The organism is Streptomyces sp. NPDC127097, from assembly GCF_042724075.1.
Taxonomy (GTDB): domain Bacteria; phylum Actinomycetota; class Actinomycetes; order Streptomycetales; family Streptomycetaceae; genus Streptomyces.
In genome coordinates this window covers 31,407-50,394 of record NZ_JBHXFI010000045.1, presented here as the reverse complement: position 1 = coordinate 50,394, position 18,988 = coordinate 31,407, and the positions used below count along the sequence as shown (strand labels likewise).

Sequence of the window (18,988 nt, the reverse complement as noted above, 5' to 3'; positions counted from 1 at the left end):
CCCGCCCCCTCGGCACGCTGGACATATGAGCGCGGCCGCGGAGGCCGGCCTGCGACGCATTCTCGCCGTCGTGGACCTCCTGATCGATGCCGTCGACGAGGAGACCCTTGTTCCGGCACTGCTGCCGCTGCTGCTCGGCGCCGTGCCCGGCGACAGCATCATCTGGTCGCCCCGCGCCGGCACCGCCGACCGGCCGCTCACCCTGCCCGCCGGTCTGCTGACCCCGGACGTGCAGGAGGCGTTCGCCCGGGAGGCGACGGCGGACTCCCTCGTCACCCACACCACCCTCGGCTCCGGCACCCCGATGCGGCGCTCGACGCTTCAGACCCGCGCCGAGTTCCATGCCCTCGCCGCCTACGCCGAGGTCTACCGGCCGTTCGGCGCCGAGCAGCAGCTCGCGATGTCGTTCCCCGCGGGGTACGCCGCCGGCCGGCCGCGGAAGGTCTGTGTGGCGATCAGCCGCAACGGCAGCGACTTCTCCGACGACGATGTGGCGGCCGCCGCGCTGCTGCGCACCCGGCTCAGCCACGTACTCCACCGGCTCGCCCCGCCGGCGCCCCCGCCCTCCCTCGTCACCCCCCGCGAGTCGGCCGTACTCGCCCTGCTCGCCCGGGGTCTGACGAACCAGCAGATCGCCCGCCGACTGGAGATCAGCCCCCGCACCGTCGACAAACACCTGGAGCACGCCTACGCGAAACTGCGGGTGAGCAGCCGGGTCGAGGCGGCCAATGCCTGGCAGACGCGCGGCCGGACGGCGGTGCCGCTCGGGCCGTAGGCGGCGCGGGCCCGAGGGCGGCCCAGCCGTCGAGGCGCTCCGGGGCGGCCCCGTCGAGGCGTACGCAGCGGGGTGACCGTGACCCAGCTGGAGATCACGGTCGGCGACGACGTCGCGTTCGGCCACAGCATCAACCGGATGCACGGGACGAAGACCGACGGCTTCGAGGTGGAGCTGTGGAGCCGGGCCACCGTCGGCCTGCGCAAGATCGACGGCAGCTGGAAGATCACCCACACCCATGACTCGGTGCCGTTCCTGATGGCCGGGTCGGGGCTGGCCGCCCTGGATCTCACGCCGTAGGGACCGGGGCCCGGCCTTCCCCCCGGTCAACGGGACAGTGAGTGGCGCCGGTAGGTGACCAGGTTGTGGCGGACGCGGGTGACCTCGACGGTCAGCTGGCGGTCCGGGCCGAGGGGGAAGTGTGCCGTACAGCGCACCGCGTCGTACCGCACGGGCCGCAGGTCGCCGGAGCAGTGCACCGCGTCGGGCCCGTTGCGGAACGGCAGGGTGAGCTGGCCGCTGATCGTCCGGGCGATCTCGGTGCGCGGCACGGTGTGGGTGCCGCCGTCGACCTCGCTGGTGGCGTCGCGGGTGCGGAACCGGGCGGCGGTCAGCGCCAGCACGCCCGCCACGGCGAGTGCCGTGAGGAGACCGAGGAGGAGGACGCGCCGGGACGGATGTGCGCTCACCGCCGTCAGCTCCGTTCGCCGCGGGCGCGCCGGCGGCGGACCAGGGCGCCTCCGCCGGCCGCGGCCAGCAGTACCACTCCGCTGAGCGCGGTGGCCGCCCGGCCGGAGCCGGCCGCGCCGCCGAGGCCGGTGTCCGCGCCGCCCTGCGGGACGACCTCCGTGGCGTCACCGGAGACGGCCACGGTGCCGGTGAGGGTCCGGCGGCCGTCGCCGGATCCCCTTCCGCGCCCTCCGCCGTCGGTGTCGCCGTGCTCCGTGCCGTATGCCTCGCCGTATTCCCCGGTGCCGGCCGGGTCCGCTTCCGCGGCGCTCTGCCGGGCTCCGGACGCGCCGCCGCAGGTGACGGTGACCCGGTACGAGCCGGGCGCGGTGCCCTCCGGCATGATCGCGCTGCCGCCCATCCGGTCGCTCCGGGAGGTCAGCTGGATCGCGGGGATGTCCGCGCCGTCGAAGGTGGCCTCCGCGCTGTCGCCGGAGCAGTTGCCGCCGTCGTTGACGGAGAAGGCGCCGCCCGGGGCCACCGGGTCGGGCTCGACGACCACCGTCTGCGAGGTGTCCACGGCGGGGCCGGCCTCGGTGACGGTGCCGGTCACCGCGCCGGAGGCGGCCTCGGTGGCGGCGTCCGCACCGTCGTCGTCACCGAAGAGCAGGACGGACACCACCAGCGCGCCGGCCGCCAAGGCATACAGAGGAATGTGGCGTATATGCATAAACAGAGCGAAGCGCCAGCCCCGGCGGTGCGCACCTCGATGGTGTCCGCCGCCCGGGGCCAACTGCCCCCGAAGACGCCCGCCTTCCTGGCCTTTCCGCAGGTCAGACGGGTGCGTACGCCCCGGACGGCGGAACCCGGCGGCTGGGCTTTCCGGGTGGTGCCGCCCGGCGGCCCGGGCACCCGCCGGGCGGACGGCGGCGGGTGACCGGGCGTCGGCTCATGCCTCCAGCAGGAGGTCCCACTTGCCGGACCGGCCGGTAAGGGTGGTCACCGAGAGCGGCTGGACGTCGATCCGCCAGTACGCGTGCGGCGGCGCCTGGAGCACATAGACCAGGGCGGCGCGGACGACGGCGGGTTCGGCGACCGCGAGCAGCCCGGCGGCGTCGTCGGCCGGCCGGGTGTCCAGCCAGCCGCCGATCCGGGTGATGAACTCCAGCAGCGACTCCCCGCCGTGCGGTGCGGAGCGCGGATCGGCCAGCCATGCCTCCACCCCACGGGGTTCGGCGGCGGTCACCTCGCCCAGCGTGCGGCCGCGCCAGCGCCCCATGTCGCAGTCGCGCAGCGCCGGCTGGGCGAGCGGCCGGAGCCCGAGGGCCTCACCGGTCTGCCGGCAGCGGGCGGACGGCGAGCAGTAGCGGAGCTCGGCGGCGGCGAGCCGGCACAGGACGGGGGCCGCCCGCTCCGCCTCGTGCCATCCCGCGGCGTCCAGCGGGCGGTCGTCGTCGAACCGCGTCTCCAGCAGGGTGGAGTTACGGGCCGCGGCGAGCAGCTTGAGTCGAACGCTCATCCGCCGATGGTAAGAGCAGTACCGCCCGTGTGGTCCAGCTTGATCAGATATCGACAGGACCCGGGTCGATCAGCCCGAGGGTCATCCACTGCTCCGGGGACACCAGGGTGCGGAAGCCGACCTTCTCGTACACCCCGTGGGCGTCCTTGGTGGCGAGCGTCAGCCGGCTCAGCCCGCAGGGCGTCAGATGGTCGGCGATGGCCTCGATCAGCGCGGTGCCCAGGCCCTTGCCGCGGTCGTCGCGGCAGATGTAGACGTCGCAGAGCCAGGCGAAGGTGGCGTGGTCGGTGACCACCCGGGCGTACCCGGCCTGGCGGCCGGAACCGGACGCGTACAGACCGAAGTTGAGCGAGCCCGCGACGGCACGGTCATGCAGCTCCCGAGGGCGGTCCACGGCCCAGTAGGCGTCGGTGGCGAGCCAGTAGTGGACCAGGTCGGCGTCCAGGCGGGCCGGGTCGGTGGAGATCTCGTAGCCGTCGAGGGCGTGATCATTCATGCCGGGAGGTTGGCAGAAGGGCGGGTCCGGCGTCGAACCGGTATGCGAAGGGCGAGGTCGGGGCCGGCGGCAGGGGTGTCTTGCCGATCTCCGTGGGCCCGCGACGCCGCATGCCCCGGCCCCTCCCCGGCGTCAGCGCACCGGCACGCCCAGCTCCTCGCACGCCGTCCGGAGCCGGCGCACGCCCTCGGTGATCTCGCCGGTTCCGGACGCCGAGGCGAAGCTCAGCCGCAGATGCGCGGCGGGCGGCTCGGCGGCGAAGTACGGGCGGCCGGCCGCGACCGCGACGCCCGCCCGTAGTGCCGCCCCGGTCAGGGCAGCCTCGTCGGTACCGTCCGGCAGCCGCAGCCAGAGGTGGTAGCCGCCCGGCGGGACATAGAGGCCACCGGGCACCGGGGCGTGGCCGTACGCCGGACCGGGCCCCGCTTCCGGCCCGGCGAGCACGGGCAGCTCCTGATGCAGCGCGGTGGTGAGGGCGTTCCGGCGGGCGGTCAACTCCCCTGCGATCAGCCGCAGATGGCGGGGCCAGGCGGGCGAGCCGACAAGTTCCAGGGCGGCTTCCTGAAGCGGCCGGGACACGAAGAAGCTGTCCACGACCTGGATGGCGCGCAGCCGGTCGAGCACCGGTCCGCGGGCCGCCAGGGCGCCCACCCGCAGATTGGCGGAGGTGGCCTTGGTCAGCGAGCGGACATGGACGACCGTGCCGTCCCGGTCGTCCGCGATCAGGGTCGGCGGGAGCGTGGGCGCGTCACCGTGGACCAGCAGCCGCGCGAAGTCGTCCTCGATCACGAAGGCGCCCGCCGCCCGCGCCACCCGCAGCACCTCGCGCCGCCGCTCCGTGGCCAGCACCGCCCCGGTCGGGTTCTGGAACAGCGGCTGGCAGACGAAGAGCCGTGCCCCGCTGGCGCGGAATGCCTCGGCGAGCAGATCCGTCCGGACCCCGTCCGCGTCGAGCGGTACGGGCACCGGGCGCAGCCCCGAGGCGCGGGCCACGGCCAGCATGCCCGGGTAGGTCGGGGACTCGACCAGCACCGGGGCGCCGGGCGCGGCGAGGGCCCGCAGCGCGGCGGTCAGCGCGCTCTGGCCGCCCGCGGTGACCAGGACGTCGCTGGCGGCGAGCGGGCCGCCGGCCCCGGCGATCTCCCGCGCGAACCAGGCCCGCAGCTCCGGCACCCCCTCGACCGGCGGCCGCCCCCAGGCACCCGGCCGGCGTCCGGCCCGGGCCAGTGCGGCGCCCAGGGCGCGTTCGGGCTGGAGATCGGAGTGCAGATAGCCGCCGTTGAGCTCGATGACGCCGGGGCCGGGGACGGCGAGGGTGGCCACCACGCCCGAGGCGTCGACGCTGCGCGGCACCTGGTCGCCGCCCGGCTCCGCGCTCAGCGCGATCTCCTGCCAGGAGGTGTCCACCGGCCGGGGCGCCTCGCTGCGCGGCTCGGCCCGGAAGGCGCCGGCGCCCGGCCGGGTGGTGACCAGTCCCTCCGCCGCCAGCTCGGCCAGCGCCCGGGAGACGGTCACCGGGCTCACCCGGTGCCGCTCCACCAGCGCACGGCTGGAGGGCAGCTTCTCTCCGGGAGAGTAGCGATTCAGCTCCGTACGCAGGATCGCGGCCAGTTCGGTACCACTGCTACGCTGTTGCATGAGAGCCAACGATAGCGCTACCGCCACCGCCACGATAGCGGTCAGCACCCCGGACACCGCGCGGCAGGACACCCGGGCCACCGCCGGGCAGGAGAGCCCGGCGCCCGCCGCCGCCCCCGCCCGGGGCGCGCTCGTCAGCCGTGGCGCCCTGCTCGCCGCCCTGGGCGTGGCCGCCTTCTCGCTCACTTTTCCCGGGACCGCCTGGGCGCTGGAGGGCATGGGCCCCTGGACGGTGGTGATGCTGCGCAGCGTGCTGGCCGCCGTAGTGGCCGGGGGCGCGCTCGCCGTCTTCCGGGTCCGCCTGCCGGAGCGTCGCCACTGGGCGGGCATCGCGGTGGTCGCCGGCGGTGTCGTCCTGGGCTTTCCGCTGCTGACCACCCTCGCCCTGGAGACCTCCACCACCTCCCATGCGGCCGTCGTGGTCGGCCTGCTGCCGCTGACCACCGCCGCCTGCTCGGCCGTACGGACCGGGGTCCGGCCCTCCCGTACGTTCTGGATCGCCTCGCTGGTCGGCGCCGCCGTCGTCATCGGCTTCGCGGTGCAGCAGAGCGGCGGGGCGCCGGGCCGCAGCGATCTGCTGCTGTTCGCGGCGCTGCTGGTGTGCGCGGCCGGCTACACCGAGGGCGGCCGGCTCGCCCGCCATATGCCGGGCTGGCAGGTGATCGGCTGGGCGCTGGTCCTGGTGCTGCCGGTGACGGTGGCGGGCGCCGCGCTGGCGCTGTCCACCGAGCCGCTGCGGCTCACCGTGCACTCCGTCAGCGGACTGCTGTGGCTGGCGTTCGGTTCGCAGTTCCTCGGGATGGTCGCCTGGTACCGCGGAATGGCCGCGATCGGCATCCACAAGGCGAGCCAGCTCCAGCTCGCCCAGCCGCTGCTGACCCTGGTCTGGTCCGTGCTGCTGCTGGGCGAGCAGCTGCCGCCGGCCGCTCCGGCGGCGGCGCTGGCGGTCCTGGCGTGCATCGCGGTCACCCAGCGGACCCGCGGGTGACCGGCTCCGGACGCCGGCCGGAACGGGACGGCTCAGGACTTACCGGGTGCAGACGTCCCCTACGGACGTAAACTTGCCGCGAAGGCGGATACCGCCGTCCGGGCTTGCTCCAGGCCCGTAAACCGTTGAAACCGTTGGCCGTTCAACCGTTGGCCGGCTCGCCGTCGGCCGAACCGGTCGCACGGCCGCCCCGAAGCGGGGAGGACCCTCATGCACGCAAGCAGGGGCGACCGGCTGGTGGTGCACGGCAGGACCGTCGGGCATCACGACCGGGTTGTCGAGATCATCGAGGTGCTGGGCACGAACGGCGACCCGCCCTACCGTGTCCGCGCCGAGGACGGGCATGAGGCGATCATGTCGCCCGGCCCCGACTCCGTCGTCCGGCACGGCAAGACCACCGACGTGGACACCGGCCGGTAGCCGGACCGCGTACGCGGAACGCCACCACGGCCGCGCGGACGGTGCCACCGTCCGCGCGGACCGTCATCAGGGCCGGTCCGTCGCGCTTCGGGCCCGCGCCGCGCTGCCGTAGTGGTCGCGCACGACCCGCGCCATGGCCCCGGCCCGGTCCCTGGCCACCTCCTTCGCCGAGAAGTAGACATGGCCGCCGACCTGCGGATAGCGGCGGGCGAAGGTGAGGTGGCGGGAGAGTTCGGCCGGGTCCTTCCAGGCGGCGGGCTCGGTGTCACCGGCCTTGTAGAGGGCCTCGCCGATGTAGAGGTCCACATCGGTGCCGTCAACGGTCCGCGCCCACCAGGGCACGAGTTCGGCGTAGTCGGCGGGCGCGGAGCCGAGGGGCCAGTAGACCTGCGGCACGATGTAGTCCAGCCAGCCCTCGCGCACCCAGCGGCGGGTGTCCGCGTACAGGTCGTCGTAGGTCTGCACCCCCGCCTTGGTCCGGGACCCCTGCGGATCGGTGCCCTGATTGCGCCAGACCGCGAACGGGCTGACGCCGAACCGCACCGTGCGCCCGGCCCGCTCGTTCCCGTCCCGGAGCTTCTGCGCCATCTCGTACACCAGCCGGTCGATGTTGTCCCGCCGCCAGGCGGCCCGGTTCGCGAAGCCGCTGCCGTACTCCTCGAACTCCGCGTCGTCGTCGAAGCGCTGCCCGGCGACCGGATACGGATAGAAGTAGTCGTCGAAGTGCACCCCGTCGACGGGGTAGCGCCGCACCGCGTCGAGCATCGCGTCCTGGACGAAGCCGCGGACCTCCGGCAGGCCCGGGTTGTAGTAGAGCTTGCCGCCGTACGGGAGGACCCAGTCGGGGTGCCGGCGGGCGGGGTGGCCGGCGACCAGGCGGCCGGGGTCGGTGTGGTTGGCGACCCGGTACGGGTTGAACCAGGCGTGCAGCTCCAGATCCCGTTGGTGGGCCTCGCGGACCGCGAAGTCGAGCGGGTCCCAGCCGGGGTCGCGGCCCTGCTCTCCGGTCAGATACTGCGCCCAGGGCTCGTACGGCGACGGCCACAGGGCGTCCGCGGTGGGCCGCACCTGGAAGAACACCGTGTTGAGCCGGCGCGCGACGGCCGTGTCGAAGTGGGCGCGCAGTTCGCGCTGTTGCTCGGCGGGCCCGAGTTTCGCGCGGGAGGGCCAGTCGAGGTTGGCGACGGTCGCCAGCCACATGCCGCGCAGCTCGCGGCGCGGCGCCCGGCTCGCGGGCGGCGCCGCACCCGTGGTGAGCAGCGAGGAGGCCGCCCCCAGCGCGGCCGCGGCGAACGTTCTGCGGGTCATCCGTCTCATCAAAAGTCCCCAAGTTGTCCGGTTCATCCCGTCTGGGGGCTCAGAATGCCCGCCCCGCCACCCGTGGCCCAGCACCGCGCGGAGTAACGTCGGGGTCGAGGCGGGTGCCGGACCCTTACGGCGTACCGCCGGTCCTGAAGATCAGCGAAAGGCACGATGTGACCGACATCGAACGCGTCGGAGTGGTCGGCTGCGGCCAGATGGGCGCAGGGATCGCCGAGGTGTGCGCCCGCGCCGGACTGGACGTCATGGTCGCCGAGACCACCGGCGAAGCTCTGGAGCTGGGTCGTACCCGTCTGACCAACTCTCTCGGCAAGGCCGCCGAGCGCGGCAAGATCACCGCCGCGGAGCGCGACGCGACGCTCGGCCGGCTCAGCTTCACCACCGACCTCGGGGAGTTCGCCGACCGCGATCTCGTCATCGAGGCCGTGGTGGAGAACGAGCAGGTGAAGACCGAGATCTTCCAGGTCCTGGACCAGGTGATCACCCGGCCGGACGCCATCCTGGCCTCCAACACCTCGTCGATCCCGCTGGTGAAGCTGGCGGTCGCCACCTCCCGCCCCGACCAGGTCATCGGGATCCACTTCTTCAACCCGGCACCGGTGCAGAAGCTCGTCGAGCTGATCCCCGCCCTGACCACCGCCGAGGAGACCATCAAGCGCTCCGAGGCGCTGGTGCAGGACGTGCTGGGCAAGCATGCGATCCGCGCCCAGGACCGCTCGGGCTTCGTCGTCAACGCGCTGCTCATCCCGTATCTGCTCTCCGCGATCCGGATGTTCGAGTCGGGCATCGCCAGCCGCGAGGACATCGACAACGGCATGGAGATGGGCTGCGCCCACCCGATGGGCCCGCTCAAGCTGACCGACCTGATCGGCCTGGACACCGTGGCCTCGGTCGCCGAATCGATGTACCACGAGTACAAGGAGCCGCTGTACGCCGCTCCCCCGCTGCTCGCGCGGATGGTCGACGCGGGCCGGCTGGGCCGGAAGTCGGGCTCGGGCTTCTACTCGTACTAGCGGGCCCGGCGAACACCGCCAAGTACCGCGGCTCACCAGCGCATTCACCCGGGCGCAGCACCGATGACGGTGCTGCGCCCGGGTGTGTGCGGCGTCCCGGCCGGGACCTGGTCCGCGCAGCGGTGTGCCGCCCGCTCCGTACGCGGACATGGCCCGGCAAGCGTCCTTGATCGCTGGCAGACTGGCCCCCAGGGACATGCTTCACGAAGGGGAGTGAGCGCCACATGGACGCCGAGCAGGCCCGTGCCCGTATTGCCGCCATACAGGCGGCAGATGACATGGTGTCGGACACCGGTGAGTGCGACCGGCTGTGGGCGGCGCTGGAGACCGTACGTCCTGAGGAGATCCTCGGCACCTGGAAGGGCACCGGGATCAGCACCGGCCACCAGGTGGAGGGTCTGCTGGCCCAGGCCCGCTGGTACGGCAAGACCTTCCACTCCGTCGACCGGGTCGAGCCCCTGATCTGCCGGGACGAGCAGGGCGCGCTCTTCTCCCACACAGAGCTGGCCAAGGGCGAGGCGAGCCTGTGGATGGTGGAGTTCCGCGGGGAGACGACCGCCACGATGGTCTACGACGGCCAGCCCGTACTCGACCATTTCAAACGGGCCGGCGACGACACCCTCCTGGGCGTCATGAACGGCAAGAACGTCCTCGATGAGGGGCGCCACTTCTACTTCCTCCTCGAACGCGCCTGAAGATCCGCGCCTGAGGTCCCCACCAGTTGCCCTGCCGGCGGCGCCCGCACGGGACGTTCCGTCCCGGCCGGTGCACGGCAGCCACGAGCTCAAGGAAGACGTACGTGCGGATACAAGCAGCCCTGGTCGAGTCCCCCGGCGGCCCCTTCGCCCTCCACACGCTTCACCTCGACGCACCACGGCCGGACGAAATCCTGGTCCGCATCACCGCCACCGGTATCTGCCACACCGACCTGGCCATGCGGCAGGTCTGGCCCCAGGAACGTCTCCCCATGGTCTTCGGCCATGAGGGCGCCGGTGTCGTCGAGGCCGTGGGAGACGCGGTGACCACCGTCGCCCCCGGTGACACCGTCTGCCTCAGCTACCGCAGCTGTGGAGCCTGCGAACCGTGCACGACCGGGGGCCCGGCCTACTGCGAGCAGTCCGGCGCCCTCAACGCCCTCGGCTCCCGGCCCGACGGCAGCACGCCCCATTCGCACCCCGACGGCACCCCGGCCTATGGCAGCTTCTTCGGCCAGTCCGCCTTCGCGACACACTGCCTGACCACCGCGAGCAACACCGTCAAGGTCCCCGCGGACCTCCCCCCGACCCTGGTCGCGCCCTTGGGATGCAGCGTGCAGACCGGGGTCGGCACGGTCCAGAACGTCCTCCGGCCGTCCCCGGGCGCCACCCTGGCCGTCTTCGGCGCCGGCAGCGTCGGGCTGAGCGCCCTCATGGCCGCCGTCGCCGACGGCCACACCGTCATCGCCGTCGAACCCCTCGCCACCCGCCGCGCGCTGGCCATGGAGCTCGGCGCCGCGGCCGTCGTCGATCCCACCGCCGAGGAGGACGTGGCGACGGCGGTCCGCGACCTCACCCACGGCGGACCGCACCACGCCCTGGACACCACCGGCCGGCCGGCCGTCGTGTCCCAGGCCATCGGCGCCCTGCGTCAACGGGGAACGCTCGCCCTGGTCGGCATCGGCTCCGCACAGTTCGACACCATGCCGGTGCTGACCAAGGGCCTCACCCTCCGGGGCGTCACCGAGGGGGACGCCCTCCCCGCCGTGACCATCCCCCACCTGATCAGCCTCCACCGGCAGGGAAAGCTCCCCCTCGAAAAGCTCATCACGGCCTTCCCCTTCGCCGACATCGAGACCGCCGCCAAGGCTTCGCTGGCGGGCCACGTCGTCAAACCGGTCCTCACCCTCGGCTAGTTGCACGGCCGCTCCGGACCGCCCCCTCCGCCCGCTCAGCCCCCGCCTCGCGCCTTCCGGTGCGAGGCGTTGTGCGGACCACCACCGGCATGGGCCGCCTCACCGGCTTCGACCTCGACGGCCTGAAGGCGCTGCTGGCCAACGCCCGTGCCCAGGGCATCAAGTAGCACGACCCCGATCGGTCGCGCGGGCCCGTACGACCGCCCACGGGCCGTCCGCCCGCCGCTCGGGGGAGATACCGGCGGGCGGACCCCGGGCCGGCGGGCGCCCGTCCGCCGGCGTCGGCCCCCGTGGCATCTTCGAGTGAAGCGCGGTGCGGGGGCGTACGGGAGCGTGTGAAGCGGGCCTCTGGGGGTGCGTGGTTCACACCCCGTGTGAAGGGCCGCACGCCGTCACCCCGGGTCACTTCACACGGGGTGTGAAGACCAGACCCGTATCTCCCCGCCGCACACGCTCCCGCCCTTCGCCGCAGCACAGTTGACTTAAGGCCCGTACGGATCCCGAAGCAGCCGACCGAAGGAATGAGGAGCGGACCGTGACCGCCCACCCCGAACCCGACCTGGTAACCGCCGACTTAGCCGAACTGCGGCGTCAGCTCGACGTCCGCACCGCCCGGGTCGACGGCCACCTCGCGCTGCTCGCCCAGCGCTCCGCGCAGTACGAGCGGGACGCGGAGGACCTCCAGGCCCGCGTCACACGGCTGGAGAGCACCCGCTGGCCACTGCCGTCCCTCGCCGCGCTCACGGGGCTCGCGGCGCTGGTGGTGGCGGTGTGGCAGGCCCTCGGCCGGTGACCGCCGACCACGGTCACCGGCCGGTACCGGTCAGCCCAGCCGGAGGTGATGCAGCATCAGCAGAGCGGCGGCCATGTTGGCGGCCGGCACCTCCCCTCGCGCCACCATGTCGGGCACCAGCTTCAACGGCACCCACTCCCGCCGGTCGGACTCGAAGCCGTCCTGGGGCGGGCCGGTGTACTCGCCCTCGTCGGACCAGTAGATGTGATGCCGCGCGTCGGTGAGGCCGTTGGACGGCTCCACCGAGAGCAGATGGTGGAGGGGCCCGGGGCGCCACCCGGTCTCCTCCTCCATCTCGCGGGCGGCCGCCGCCGCGGGATCCTCACCGTCCTCGACGACGCCCGCGGCCAGCTCCCAGCCCCAGGTGTCGGTGATGAAGCGGTGGCGCCACAACAGCAGCGCCTCGTTGGCCTCATTGACCACGGTGGCCACCGCGACCGGGCGCATCCGGATCAGATAGTGATCCAGATGCCGGCCGTCCGGCAGCTCCACATCGGCCAGATTGACCCGGAACCAGGGATTCGCGTAGACGGGCTTTTCGCTGAGATTGTTCCAACGCACGTAACTGCCACCTTCCGCTGTAGGGCCGGCAAGGTGACACGAGCCCGGTCAGGGGCGTGTCTTACGCCCTACAGCGGAACGCGCAGCACCTCGTCGATGAGATCGGCAGCCTCGTCCGTCGCGGAGCTCCCGGTCTCCGCCAGATGTTCGCGCACCGCCCGCAGCCGGTCCCGCAGCCGTTGCGACTCCATGCCGCGGGCCTGCTCCGTCATCTCCGCGGCATTGGCCACGGCCCGGTCCGCATCGCCTTGACGCAGCTCGATATGGGTGAGCATGGCCAGCCGGTGGACCCGGCCGCGGTCGTGTGCGGGAGTGTCGACGGCCGCGTCCGCCTGTTCCCGGGCGGCCCGTAAGTCGCCCAGGCTGAGCAGCGCCTCCGCCACCTGTACGTTCACCAGGCCGGGCTGGACATAGCCCGTCTCCGCCGGTTCGAGACCGGGCCGGATGCGCTCCGCGGCCGCCTCCGCGCGCCGGATGCACGACAGCGCGCCGGCGCCGTCGCCGAGCCGGGCGTAGGACTTGGCCTGCATCGCGTAGAGGTCCGCGGAGAGCGCCGGGGTGATCTGCGGACCCGCGGCCCGCAGCGCCGCCTCCGCGAAGGCGACCGCCTGGCGGTATTCCCGTACGAAGAGGGACTGGTTGACCAGCAGCGCGATGACATACGCGCCGAGGCCGCGGTCCCCGCTGGCCTTGGCCAGCCGGAGCGCCTGATGGAAGTAGCGCTGGGCCAGCCCGAGAGCGTCCGAGTCGTACGCGCAGATGCCGGCGACCGCGACCAGTCCGCCGGTCGCCCGGTGGAGCTGACGCCCCGTCGCATCGCTGTAGCTGCCCCGCAGCAGCGGCGCCGCCTCGGCGTTGAGGAATCCCACGATGCGTGCTCTGGTCGCGACACCACCCGCCTTCCGGTACATCGTCTCGTAGTGCGTCCGCGCGGTGCGCAGCATCTCGATGTCGGCCATGCCGACCCGGGTCAGCCCGTCGCGCGAGACATCGGAGTCCTCGGGCGGGTTCTCCCACTCCCATACGGGGATGACCGCCGAGGTGCCGGTGAGCGCCGGTGCGTCGAGGATGTGCGGCCGCTGCTGCTCATCGGACCGCCACAGCGCGGTGGCGCGCTCGACGAAGCCGGAGAGCGGGGTGTCGGCGGCCCGCCGCGCCCCCGGACCGCTGAACCCGATGTCGGCGAGCCCGACCGGCCGGTGCAGTCGTTCCCCCAGGATCTCGCAGATCAGATCGGGTACCTGCCCCCGCGGCCGCTGCCCCTTCAACCACCGGGCCACCGCAGTGTGTTCGTACCGCAGCGCCAGACCGCGGCGCCGGCCGAGCCGGTTGATCCGCGCGGCGAGTCCGGCATGCGAGATCCCGGACTCGTCGAGCATCGCGTCCAGCAGGGTGTTGGGCTCCATACCGGCCTCCCGGTGAGCCGGGCCCGTCCGCGGACCGCCGGCCCATGGCCTTGTCGACAGGACCACTCCGTCAGTTGAGCGTAGTGAACGCCTCTTCACACGGGGTGTGAAGAGGCGTGGCTGCCATGGGCCCCGCGGCGGTACGAGAAGAGCGGCCCCTGCTACTCGGCCCGTCCCGCCTCCACCCGCCCGGGCCCGGCGGCCCGCGGGCCCCGCCTCGACTGCGCCGGCACCCGCACCCGGTCGTTGCTCAGCATCAGCAGCGCCACATCGTCCGTCAGCCGTCCGCCCGCATGCCGCAGTAACGCCTGGCGCACATTCCCGACCACCCCCGCGGGCGAGGGCCCGCCCGGGGCCGCGGCCGCCTCGACGCTGCTGCGCAGCTCCTGGGTCAGCGGAAAGAACTCCCCCGCCGCGTCCCGCGCATCGGCCGCCCCGTCGGTGTGCAGAAACAGCCCCTCCCCGGGCCGCAGCTGCCCGCAGCACACCGCGGACAGCTCCGCCGGTAACGGGAACAGGCCCAGCGGCGGCATCGGATCGGCCGGGGCGACCGGCGCGACCGCCTCGCAGGCGATGCGGTAGGGCCACGGATGCCCGCAGTTGAGCGCCGTGACGGATCCGTCCGGGGCCACCTCCACGAGCAGCAGCGTCACGAACTCCTCGGCGAGCGGGCCGCTCGGCTCCCCGCCGGCCACCGGCCGTCCGGGGCGCGCCCGCTCCCACAGATGCCGCTGGTGCGAGCGCTCCAGCCGGCGCAGCACATCCCCCAGTTCGGGCTCGTCGTGCGCCACTTCGCGGAAGCTGCCGAGCATCGCCGCGACCGTGCCCATGGCATCCAGCCCGTGCCCGCGCACATCCCCGATCACCGCCCGGACGCCGTGCCGGGTCCCCACGACCTCGTACAGGTCCCCGCCGACCACGGCCCCTTCGCTCGCGGAGAGATGGTCGGCCGCCAGCAGCACTCCGTCGATCCGCCGCGGTAACGGCCGCAGCAGCACCCGCTGCGCGGTGGCGGCGACCTCCCGGGTCCGCTCCAGCTCCCGTACCAGCCGCAGCCGCCGCCCGGCGGTCAGATAGCTGGCACCGATCACCGCGAGGACCGCGCCGCAGGTCATCAGGCGAGTGCCCCACCCGGCCCCGGGCTCCACCTCGCCGAACGGCAGCAGCGCGAGCAGCGCGCACACTCCGCCGAGCAGCACGCACTGGCGGCGGCCGGTGCCCGCGCAGGCGATGGCCGGTGCGGCGGCGAGGAGTTGCAGCAGCCGGCCGCTGGTCGGGTGGCTCAGCTCCCAGGCCACCACGCCGAGGACCCAGAGGCCGGGCAGGACGAAGACGAAGGCGCGCCGGGCGCTTGCCGCCCCGGCACGCGCGCCACGCCTCGCCCGGTGTCGGATCATCCCGGTGGTCTCCCTAGGGCGCGTCGTTCGGATCAGGGCGGGCTCGCGAGGTCCGGCACGCACGCTCGCCGGTGGTCCCCCAGGTGCTGAGCGGGTCGGTCCGGCCCGCTGCCGCGGTCACACGGGCCCTGCCGACCCGGTCGATTCTCGCGACGTTCCGTGTCCATCCGACGACGATACGTACACCATCACCCGATGGGGTGATGGTGTACGTATCCGATCGTCTCCCTCACGGCACCGGCCGTCCCGCCGCGCCCCACCACCCCCGCAGCACCCGTCCGCCGCACGCCGAAAGGGGTGAGGGCGCGGACGGTCCTGCCGTCCACGCCCTCACCCCGTTGAGCACGCCGTCGCGGCGCCGCGGGTCACGCTCAGCCGCGCAGCACCGCTCCCGTCCGCTCCACGGCGGCCGCGACCGCCGCGTCACGGGCCGCCGAAGCCTCCTCGGCGGTCAGCGTCCGGTCGGCGGCGCGGAAGCGCAGCGCGTACGCCAGCGACTTCTTGCCCGCGCCGATCTGCTCGCCGGTGAAGACGTCGAACAGCCGCAGCGACTCCAGCAGTTCACCCGCACCGCTGCGCAGTGCGCCCTCGACCTCCGCCGCCGGGACACCGGCGTCGACCACGAGGGCGACGTCCTGGGTCGCGACCGGGAAGGCCGAGATCTTCGGGGCGCGCAGCGGGCCGGTGCCGGCCCGCTCCAGGCGGTCCAGGTCGATCTCCATCGCGCAGGTGCGCTCCGGCAGGGCCAGCGTCTTGATGACGCGGGGGTGCAGCTCACCGGCGTTGCCGACGAGGATCTCCTCGCCGTCGACGAGGGCGAGCAGCGCCGCACAGCGGCCCGGGTGGAACGGCGCGTGCTGGTCCTGCCGGACGATCAGCTCCACACCCGCCTCCCGTGCGACGGTCCGGCCCGCCTCGATGGCGTCCGCCCAGATCGCGGGACGTGCGTCGCCCCACCAGCCGGCCTGCTCACGGCCCCCGGCGAGCACCACGGCGGCGCGCCGCGGCTGCTGCGGGAGCGAGGCGTCCAGCGAGGCGATCTCGTCGTCGGTCGGCCGGCGGTCGACGACCAGCCGGCTGGCCGGCTTCTCGTCGCCGGTCGCCCGGAAGACCGGTCCGGTCTCGAAGAGCGCCAGATCGTGGGTGCCGCGCCCGTAGTTGCGGCGCAGTGCGTTCAGCAGGCCCGGGATCAGCGTCGTACGGAGATCGGGCTCCTCGTCGGAGAGCGGGTTGACGAGGGTGACCGCCGCGCGGCGCGGGTCGTCCGGCTCGATGCCGAGCTGGTCGAGGACGTGCGAGCCGGTGAACGGGTAGTTCAGCGCCTCGACGTAGCCCGCACCGGCCAGCGCCCGGCCGACCCGGCGGTGCAGCCGCTGACGCTCGGTCAGCCCCCGGCCGGCGGGCGGCTTCGGGAGGGTGGAGGGCAGGTTCTCGTAGCCCTCCAGCCGGATGACCTCTTCGGCCAGGTCGTTGGGCTCGTTGAGGTCCGGCCGCCAGGACGGCACGGTCACGACCAGCTCGTCCTGGCCGTAGACGTCGCAGCCGACCTGCTGAAGGCGGCGGACGACGGTCTCCCGGCCGTAGTCGACACCGGCGACCTTGTCCGGGTGGCCGGCGGAGAGGGTGATCGTGCGCGGCCCGCGGGGCGTGACGACCTCGGTGACGCCCTCCCCGGCGGTGCCGCCGGCGAGCAGCACCAGCAGGTCGACGGTCCGCTGCGCCGCGGCGGACGCGGCCTCCGGGTCCACCCCGCGCTCGAAGCGCTTGGCGGCCTCCGAGGACAGCTTGTGCCGGCGGGCCGTACGGGCGATGGAGAGCGCGTCGAAGTGCGCGGCCTCGATCACGACGTCGGTGGTGCCGCGCACCTCGCCGGTCCCGGCGTCCGCGGCCGGGGCCGCGATCTCGGTGTGGGCACCGCCCATGACGCCCGCGAGGCCGATCGGGCCGCGGTTGTCGGTGATGACCAGATCCGCGGCGTCCAGCACCCGCTTGGTGCCGTCCAGGGTGGTCAGCTTCTCGCCGGGGGCCGCCCGGCGGACGCCGATCGGGCCGTCCACGCTGGTGCGGTCGTAGGCGTGCAGCGGCTGGCCGAGCTCCAGCATCACGTAGTTGGTGATGTCGACGGCCAGCGAGACCGGACGCATCCCGGCCTTCTGGAGGCGGCGCTGGAGCCAGAGCGGGGAGCGCGCCTCGGGGTTGAGACCGGTGACCGTACGGGCGGTGAAGCGGTCGCAGCCCAGCGGGTCGGAGACCTGGACGGGGTAGCCGGTGGAGTTCGGCGGCGGCACGTCCAGCAGCGCCGGGTCGCGCAGCGGCAGACCGTAGGCGGTGGCGGTCTCGCGGGCGACGCCGCGCATCGACAGGCAGTAGCCGCGGTCCGGGGTGACGGCGATGTCCAGCACCTCGTCGACGAGCTCCAGCAGCTCGATGGCGTCGGTGCCGACCTCGTACTCGGGCGGCAGCACGATGATGCCGTGCGAGCCGTCGTCGCCCATGCCCAGCTCGTCGCCGGAGCAGATCATGCCGTGCGACTTCTTGCCGTACGTCTTGCGCGCGGCGATCTTGAAGTCGCCGGGCAGCACGGCGCCGGGCAGCACGACCACGACCTTGTCGCCGACGGAGAAGTTCCGCGCGCCACAGACGATTTCCTGCGGCTCGCCGGTGCCGTTGGCCTGGCCCACGTCCACCGTGCAGAAGCGGATCGGCTTCTTGAAGCCCTCCAGCTCCTCGATGGTCAGCACCTGGCCGACAACGAGCGGGCCCTTGAGGCCCTCGCCGAGGCGCTCGACGGTCTCGACCTCCAGGCCGACGGCAATGAGCTTGGCCTGTACGTCACGGCCGGTCTCCGTCGCCGGCAGGTCGACGTACTCCCGCAGCCAAGAAAGCGGGACCCGCATCAGATCTCCATCCCGAACGGCCGGGTGAACCGGACGTCGCCTTCGAACATGTCACGCATGTCTTCCACGTTGTGCCGGAACATCAGCATCCGGTCGATGCCGAACCCGAAGGCGAAGCCGCTGTACTTCTCGGGGTCGACGCCGCAGGCGATGAGCACCTTGGGGTTGACCATGCCGCAGCCGCCGAGCTCGATCCAGCCCTCGCTGGAGCACGTACGGCAGGGCCGGTCGGGGTTGCCCACGGACTCGCCACGGCAGACGTAGCAGACCATGTCCATCTCGGCGGACGGCTCGGTGAACGGGAAGTAGTTCGGCCGCAGCCGGGTCTTCATGTCCGGACCGAAGAGCGCCCGGACCATGTGGTCGAGGGTGCCCTTGAGGTCGGCCATGGTCAGGCCCTCGTCGACGGCGAGCAGCTCGATCTGGTGGAAGACCGGGGAGTGCGTGGCGTCCAGCTCGTCGGTGCGGTAGACCCGCCCCGGGCAGACGACGTAGACCGGCGGCTCGCGGTCGACGAGCGTACGGGCCTGCACCGGCGAGGTGTGGGTGCGCAGCACGACGCCGCTCTCATCGCCCTCGGTACCTCCCCCGGACTCCGTCCGGGAGGTGCCCCCGCCCTGCACGAAGAAGGTGTCCTGCATCTGGCGCGCCGGGTGGTCGGGCACGAAGTTCAGGGCGTCGAAGTTGAACCACTCCGCCTCGACCTCGGGGCCCTCGGCGACCTCGTAGCCCATGGCCACGAAGACGTCCGCGACCCGCTCCATGAAGGTGGTCAGCGGGTGCCGGGCGCCGGCCGGGGTGCGGTCGTAAGGCAGCGTGACATCCACGGCCTCCTCGACCAGCACCCGCGCGTCGCGCTCCGCCTCCAGCTCCTCCTGGCGGGCCTTGAGCGCCTGGTTCACCCGGCCACGGGCCTGGCCGACGCGCTTGCCGGCGTCCGCCTTGGCGTGCGGGGGCAGGGCGCCGATCTCACGGTTGGCGAGCGCGAGCGGCGAGCGGTCGCCGGTGTGCGCGACCTTCACCTCACGCAGCGCCTCCAGACCGTCCGCGGCGGCGATGGCGGCCAGCGCCTCGTCCAGCCGTGCGGCGATCTCTTCCGGTTTCAGGGCTTCGACCTCGACAGGGTCGTACGACTTATTGGGTGCGGACATCTCTTCCCGTGCTTCCGGTGGACTGGCTTGGCTTGGCTCGCTTCGCCTCGGCTC

20 protein-coding genes are annotated in these 18,988 nt (G+C 73.2%); 9 read left to right on the top strand and 11 right to left on the bottom strand.

Annotation, left to right across the window (positions count from 1 at the left end):
- Positions 1-25 precede the first annotated feature (25 nt).
- Both ACFWJW_RS27970 and ACFWJW_RS27965 read left to right on the top strand, forming a co-directional pair.
- Positions 26-775: a response regulator transcription factor gene (locus ACFWJW_RS27970; RefSeq protein WP_387246583.1), complete on the top strand. Its 750-nt coding sequence runs from the start codon at positions 26-28 to the stop codon at positions 773-775.
- A 72-nt stretch (positions 776-847) separates the two neighbouring features.
- Complete coding sequence (locus ACFWJW_RS27965) at positions 848-1,075, top strand: nuclear transport factor 2 family protein (RefSeq protein ID WP_387246581.1); 228 nt, start codon at positions 848-850, stop codon at positions 1,073-1,075.
- Between the two features lie 26 nt (positions 1,076-1,101).
- Here the strand turns inward: ACFWJW_RS27965 and ACFWJW_RS27960 are convergent, their stop codons facing one another.
- Together ACFWJW_RS27960 and ACFWJW_RS27955 are read right to left on the bottom strand one after the other, a co-directional pair.
- Entirely contained in the window at positions 1,102-1,464 is a 363-nt protein-coding gene (locus ACFWJW_RS27960; protein WP_387246579.1) for a DUF4333 domain-containing protein, read from the bottom strand.
- Positions 1,465-1,469: 5 nt separating this feature from the next.
- Positions 1,470-2,174, bottom strand: coding sequence for a hypothetical protein (locus ACFWJW_RS27955; protein WP_387246577.1), 705 nt, complete (start codon positions 2,172-2,174; stop codon positions 1,470-1,472).
- Here ACFWJW_RS27955 and ACFWJW_RS27950 point away from each other — a divergent pair.
- Complete coding sequence (locus ACFWJW_RS27950) at positions 2,169-2,381, top strand: hypothetical protein (RefSeq protein ID WP_387246575.1); 213 nt, start codon at positions 2,169-2,171, stop codon at positions 2,379-2,381. The genes ACFWJW_RS27955 and ACFWJW_RS27950 overlap by 6 nt on opposite strands.
- A gap of 12 nt (positions 2,382-2,393) precedes the next feature.
- Here the strand turns inward: ACFWJW_RS27950 and ACFWJW_RS27945 are convergent, their stop codons facing one another.
- The 3 genes from ACFWJW_RS27945 to ACFWJW_RS27935 form a co-directional block, all read right to left on the bottom strand.
- Positions 2,394-2,963, bottom strand: coding sequence for a histidine phosphatase family protein (locus ACFWJW_RS27945; RefSeq protein ID WP_387246573.1), 570 nt, complete (start codon positions 2,961-2,963; stop codon positions 2,394-2,396).
- A gap of 43 nt (positions 2,964-3,006) precedes the next feature.
- Entirely contained in the window at positions 3,007-3,459 is a 453-nt protein-coding gene (locus tag ACFWJW_RS27940) for a GNAT family N-acetyltransferase (protein ID WP_042157040.1), read from the bottom strand.
- A 132-nt stretch (positions 3,460-3,591) separates the two neighbouring features.
- Entirely contained in the window at positions 3,592-5,097 is a 1,506-nt protein-coding gene (locus ACFWJW_RS27935) for a PLP-dependent aminotransferase family protein (RefSeq protein ID WP_387246570.1), read from the bottom strand.
- Between ACFWJW_RS27935 and ACFWJW_RS27930 the strand changes: the two genes are divergently transcribed.
- On the top strand, positions 5,096-6,085 hold the full coding sequence (locus ACFWJW_RS27930) for a DMT family transporter (RefSeq protein WP_387246568.1): 990 nt from the start codon (positions 5,096-5,098) through the stop codon (positions 6,083-6,085). The genes ACFWJW_RS27935 and ACFWJW_RS27930 overlap by 2 nt on opposite strands.
- A gap of 210 nt (positions 6,086-6,295) precedes the next feature.
- Positions 6,296-6,505, top strand: coding sequence for a DUF1918 domain-containing protein (locus ACFWJW_RS27925; protein ID WP_190140886.1), 210 nt, complete (start codon positions 6,296-6,298; stop codon positions 6,503-6,505).
- 66 nt (positions 6,506-6,571) lie between these two features.
- Here ACFWJW_RS27925 and ACFWJW_RS27920 read toward each other — a convergent pair whose 3' ends face one another.
- Positions 6,572-7,822, bottom strand: coding sequence for a glycoside hydrolase family 10 protein (locus tag ACFWJW_RS27920; RefSeq protein ID WP_387246566.1), 1,251 nt, complete (start codon positions 7,820-7,822; stop codon positions 6,572-6,574).
- Between the two features lie 158 nt (positions 7,823-7,980).
- Between ACFWJW_RS27920 and ACFWJW_RS27915 the strand changes: the two genes are divergently transcribed.
- The 4 genes from ACFWJW_RS27915 to ACFWJW_RS27900 all read left to right on the top strand — a co-directional run bounded on the left by ACFWJW_RS27915 (position 7,981) and on the right by ACFWJW_RS27900 (position 11,522).
- Positions 7,981-8,838: a 3-hydroxybutyryl-CoA dehydrogenase gene (locus ACFWJW_RS27915; RefSeq protein WP_387246618.1), complete on the top strand. Its 858-nt coding sequence runs from the start codon at positions 7,981-7,983 to the stop codon at positions 8,836-8,838.
- A gap of 224 nt (positions 8,839-9,062) precedes the next feature.
- Positions 9,063-9,533: a DUF4334 domain-containing protein gene (locus ACFWJW_RS27910; RefSeq protein ID WP_387246564.1), complete on the top strand. Its 471-nt coding sequence runs from the start codon at positions 9,063-9,065 to the stop codon at positions 9,531-9,533.
- A 104-nt stretch (positions 9,534-9,637) separates the two neighbouring features.
- Positions 9,638-10,729: an NAD(P)-dependent alcohol dehydrogenase gene (locus ACFWJW_RS27905; RefSeq protein WP_387246560.1), complete on the top strand. Its 1,092-nt coding sequence runs from the start codon at positions 9,638-9,640 to the stop codon at positions 10,727-10,729.
- 535 nt (positions 10,730-11,264) lie between these two features.
- On the top strand, positions 11,265-11,522 hold the full coding sequence (locus tag ACFWJW_RS27900) for a hypothetical protein (protein ID WP_168478294.1): 258 nt from the start codon (positions 11,265-11,267) through the stop codon (positions 11,520-11,522).
- A 30-nt stretch (positions 11,523-11,552) separates the two neighbouring features.
- Here ACFWJW_RS27900 and ACFWJW_RS27895 read toward each other — a convergent pair whose 3' ends face one another.
- The 5 genes from ACFWJW_RS27895 to pheS all read right to left on the bottom strand — a co-directional run bounded on the left by ACFWJW_RS27895 (position 11,553) and on the right by pheS (position 18,934).
- A complete protein-coding gene (locus tag ACFWJW_RS27895) occupies positions 11,553-12,083 on the bottom strand; it encodes an NUDIX domain-containing protein (protein WP_387246558.1) in 531 nt (176 codons plus the stop codon).
- Between the two features lie 68 nt (positions 12,084-12,151).
- Positions 12,152-13,489, bottom strand: a complete 1,338-nt coding sequence (locus ACFWJW_RS27890; RefSeq protein ID WP_387246556.1) for a transcriptional regulator — start codon at positions 13,487-13,489, stop codon at positions 12,152-12,154.
- Between the two features lie 161 nt (positions 13,490-13,650).
- Positions 13,651-14,886, bottom strand: coding sequence for a PP2C family protein-serine/threonine phosphatase (locus ACFWJW_RS27885; protein ID WP_387246554.1), 1,236 nt, complete (start codon positions 14,884-14,886; stop codon positions 13,651-13,653).
- Positions 14,887-15,257: 371 nt separating this feature from the next.
- The gene (gene pheT, locus ACFWJW_RS27880) at positions 15,258-17,783 is read right to left on the bottom strand and encodes a phenylalanine--tRNA ligase subunit beta (protein ID WP_387246552.1); all 2,526 of its coding nucleotides are present in this window, start codon (positions 17,781-17,783) and stop codon (positions 15,258-15,260) included.
- On the bottom strand, positions 17,783-18,934 hold the full coding sequence (gene pheS / locus ACFWJW_RS27875; protein ID WP_387246550.1) for a phenylalanine--tRNA ligase subunit alpha: 1,152 nt from the start codon (positions 18,932-18,934) through the stop codon (positions 17,783-17,785). The genes pheT and pheS overlap by 1 nt, the downstream gene beginning before the upstream one ends.
- Positions 18,935-18,988: the final 54 nt, after the last annotated feature.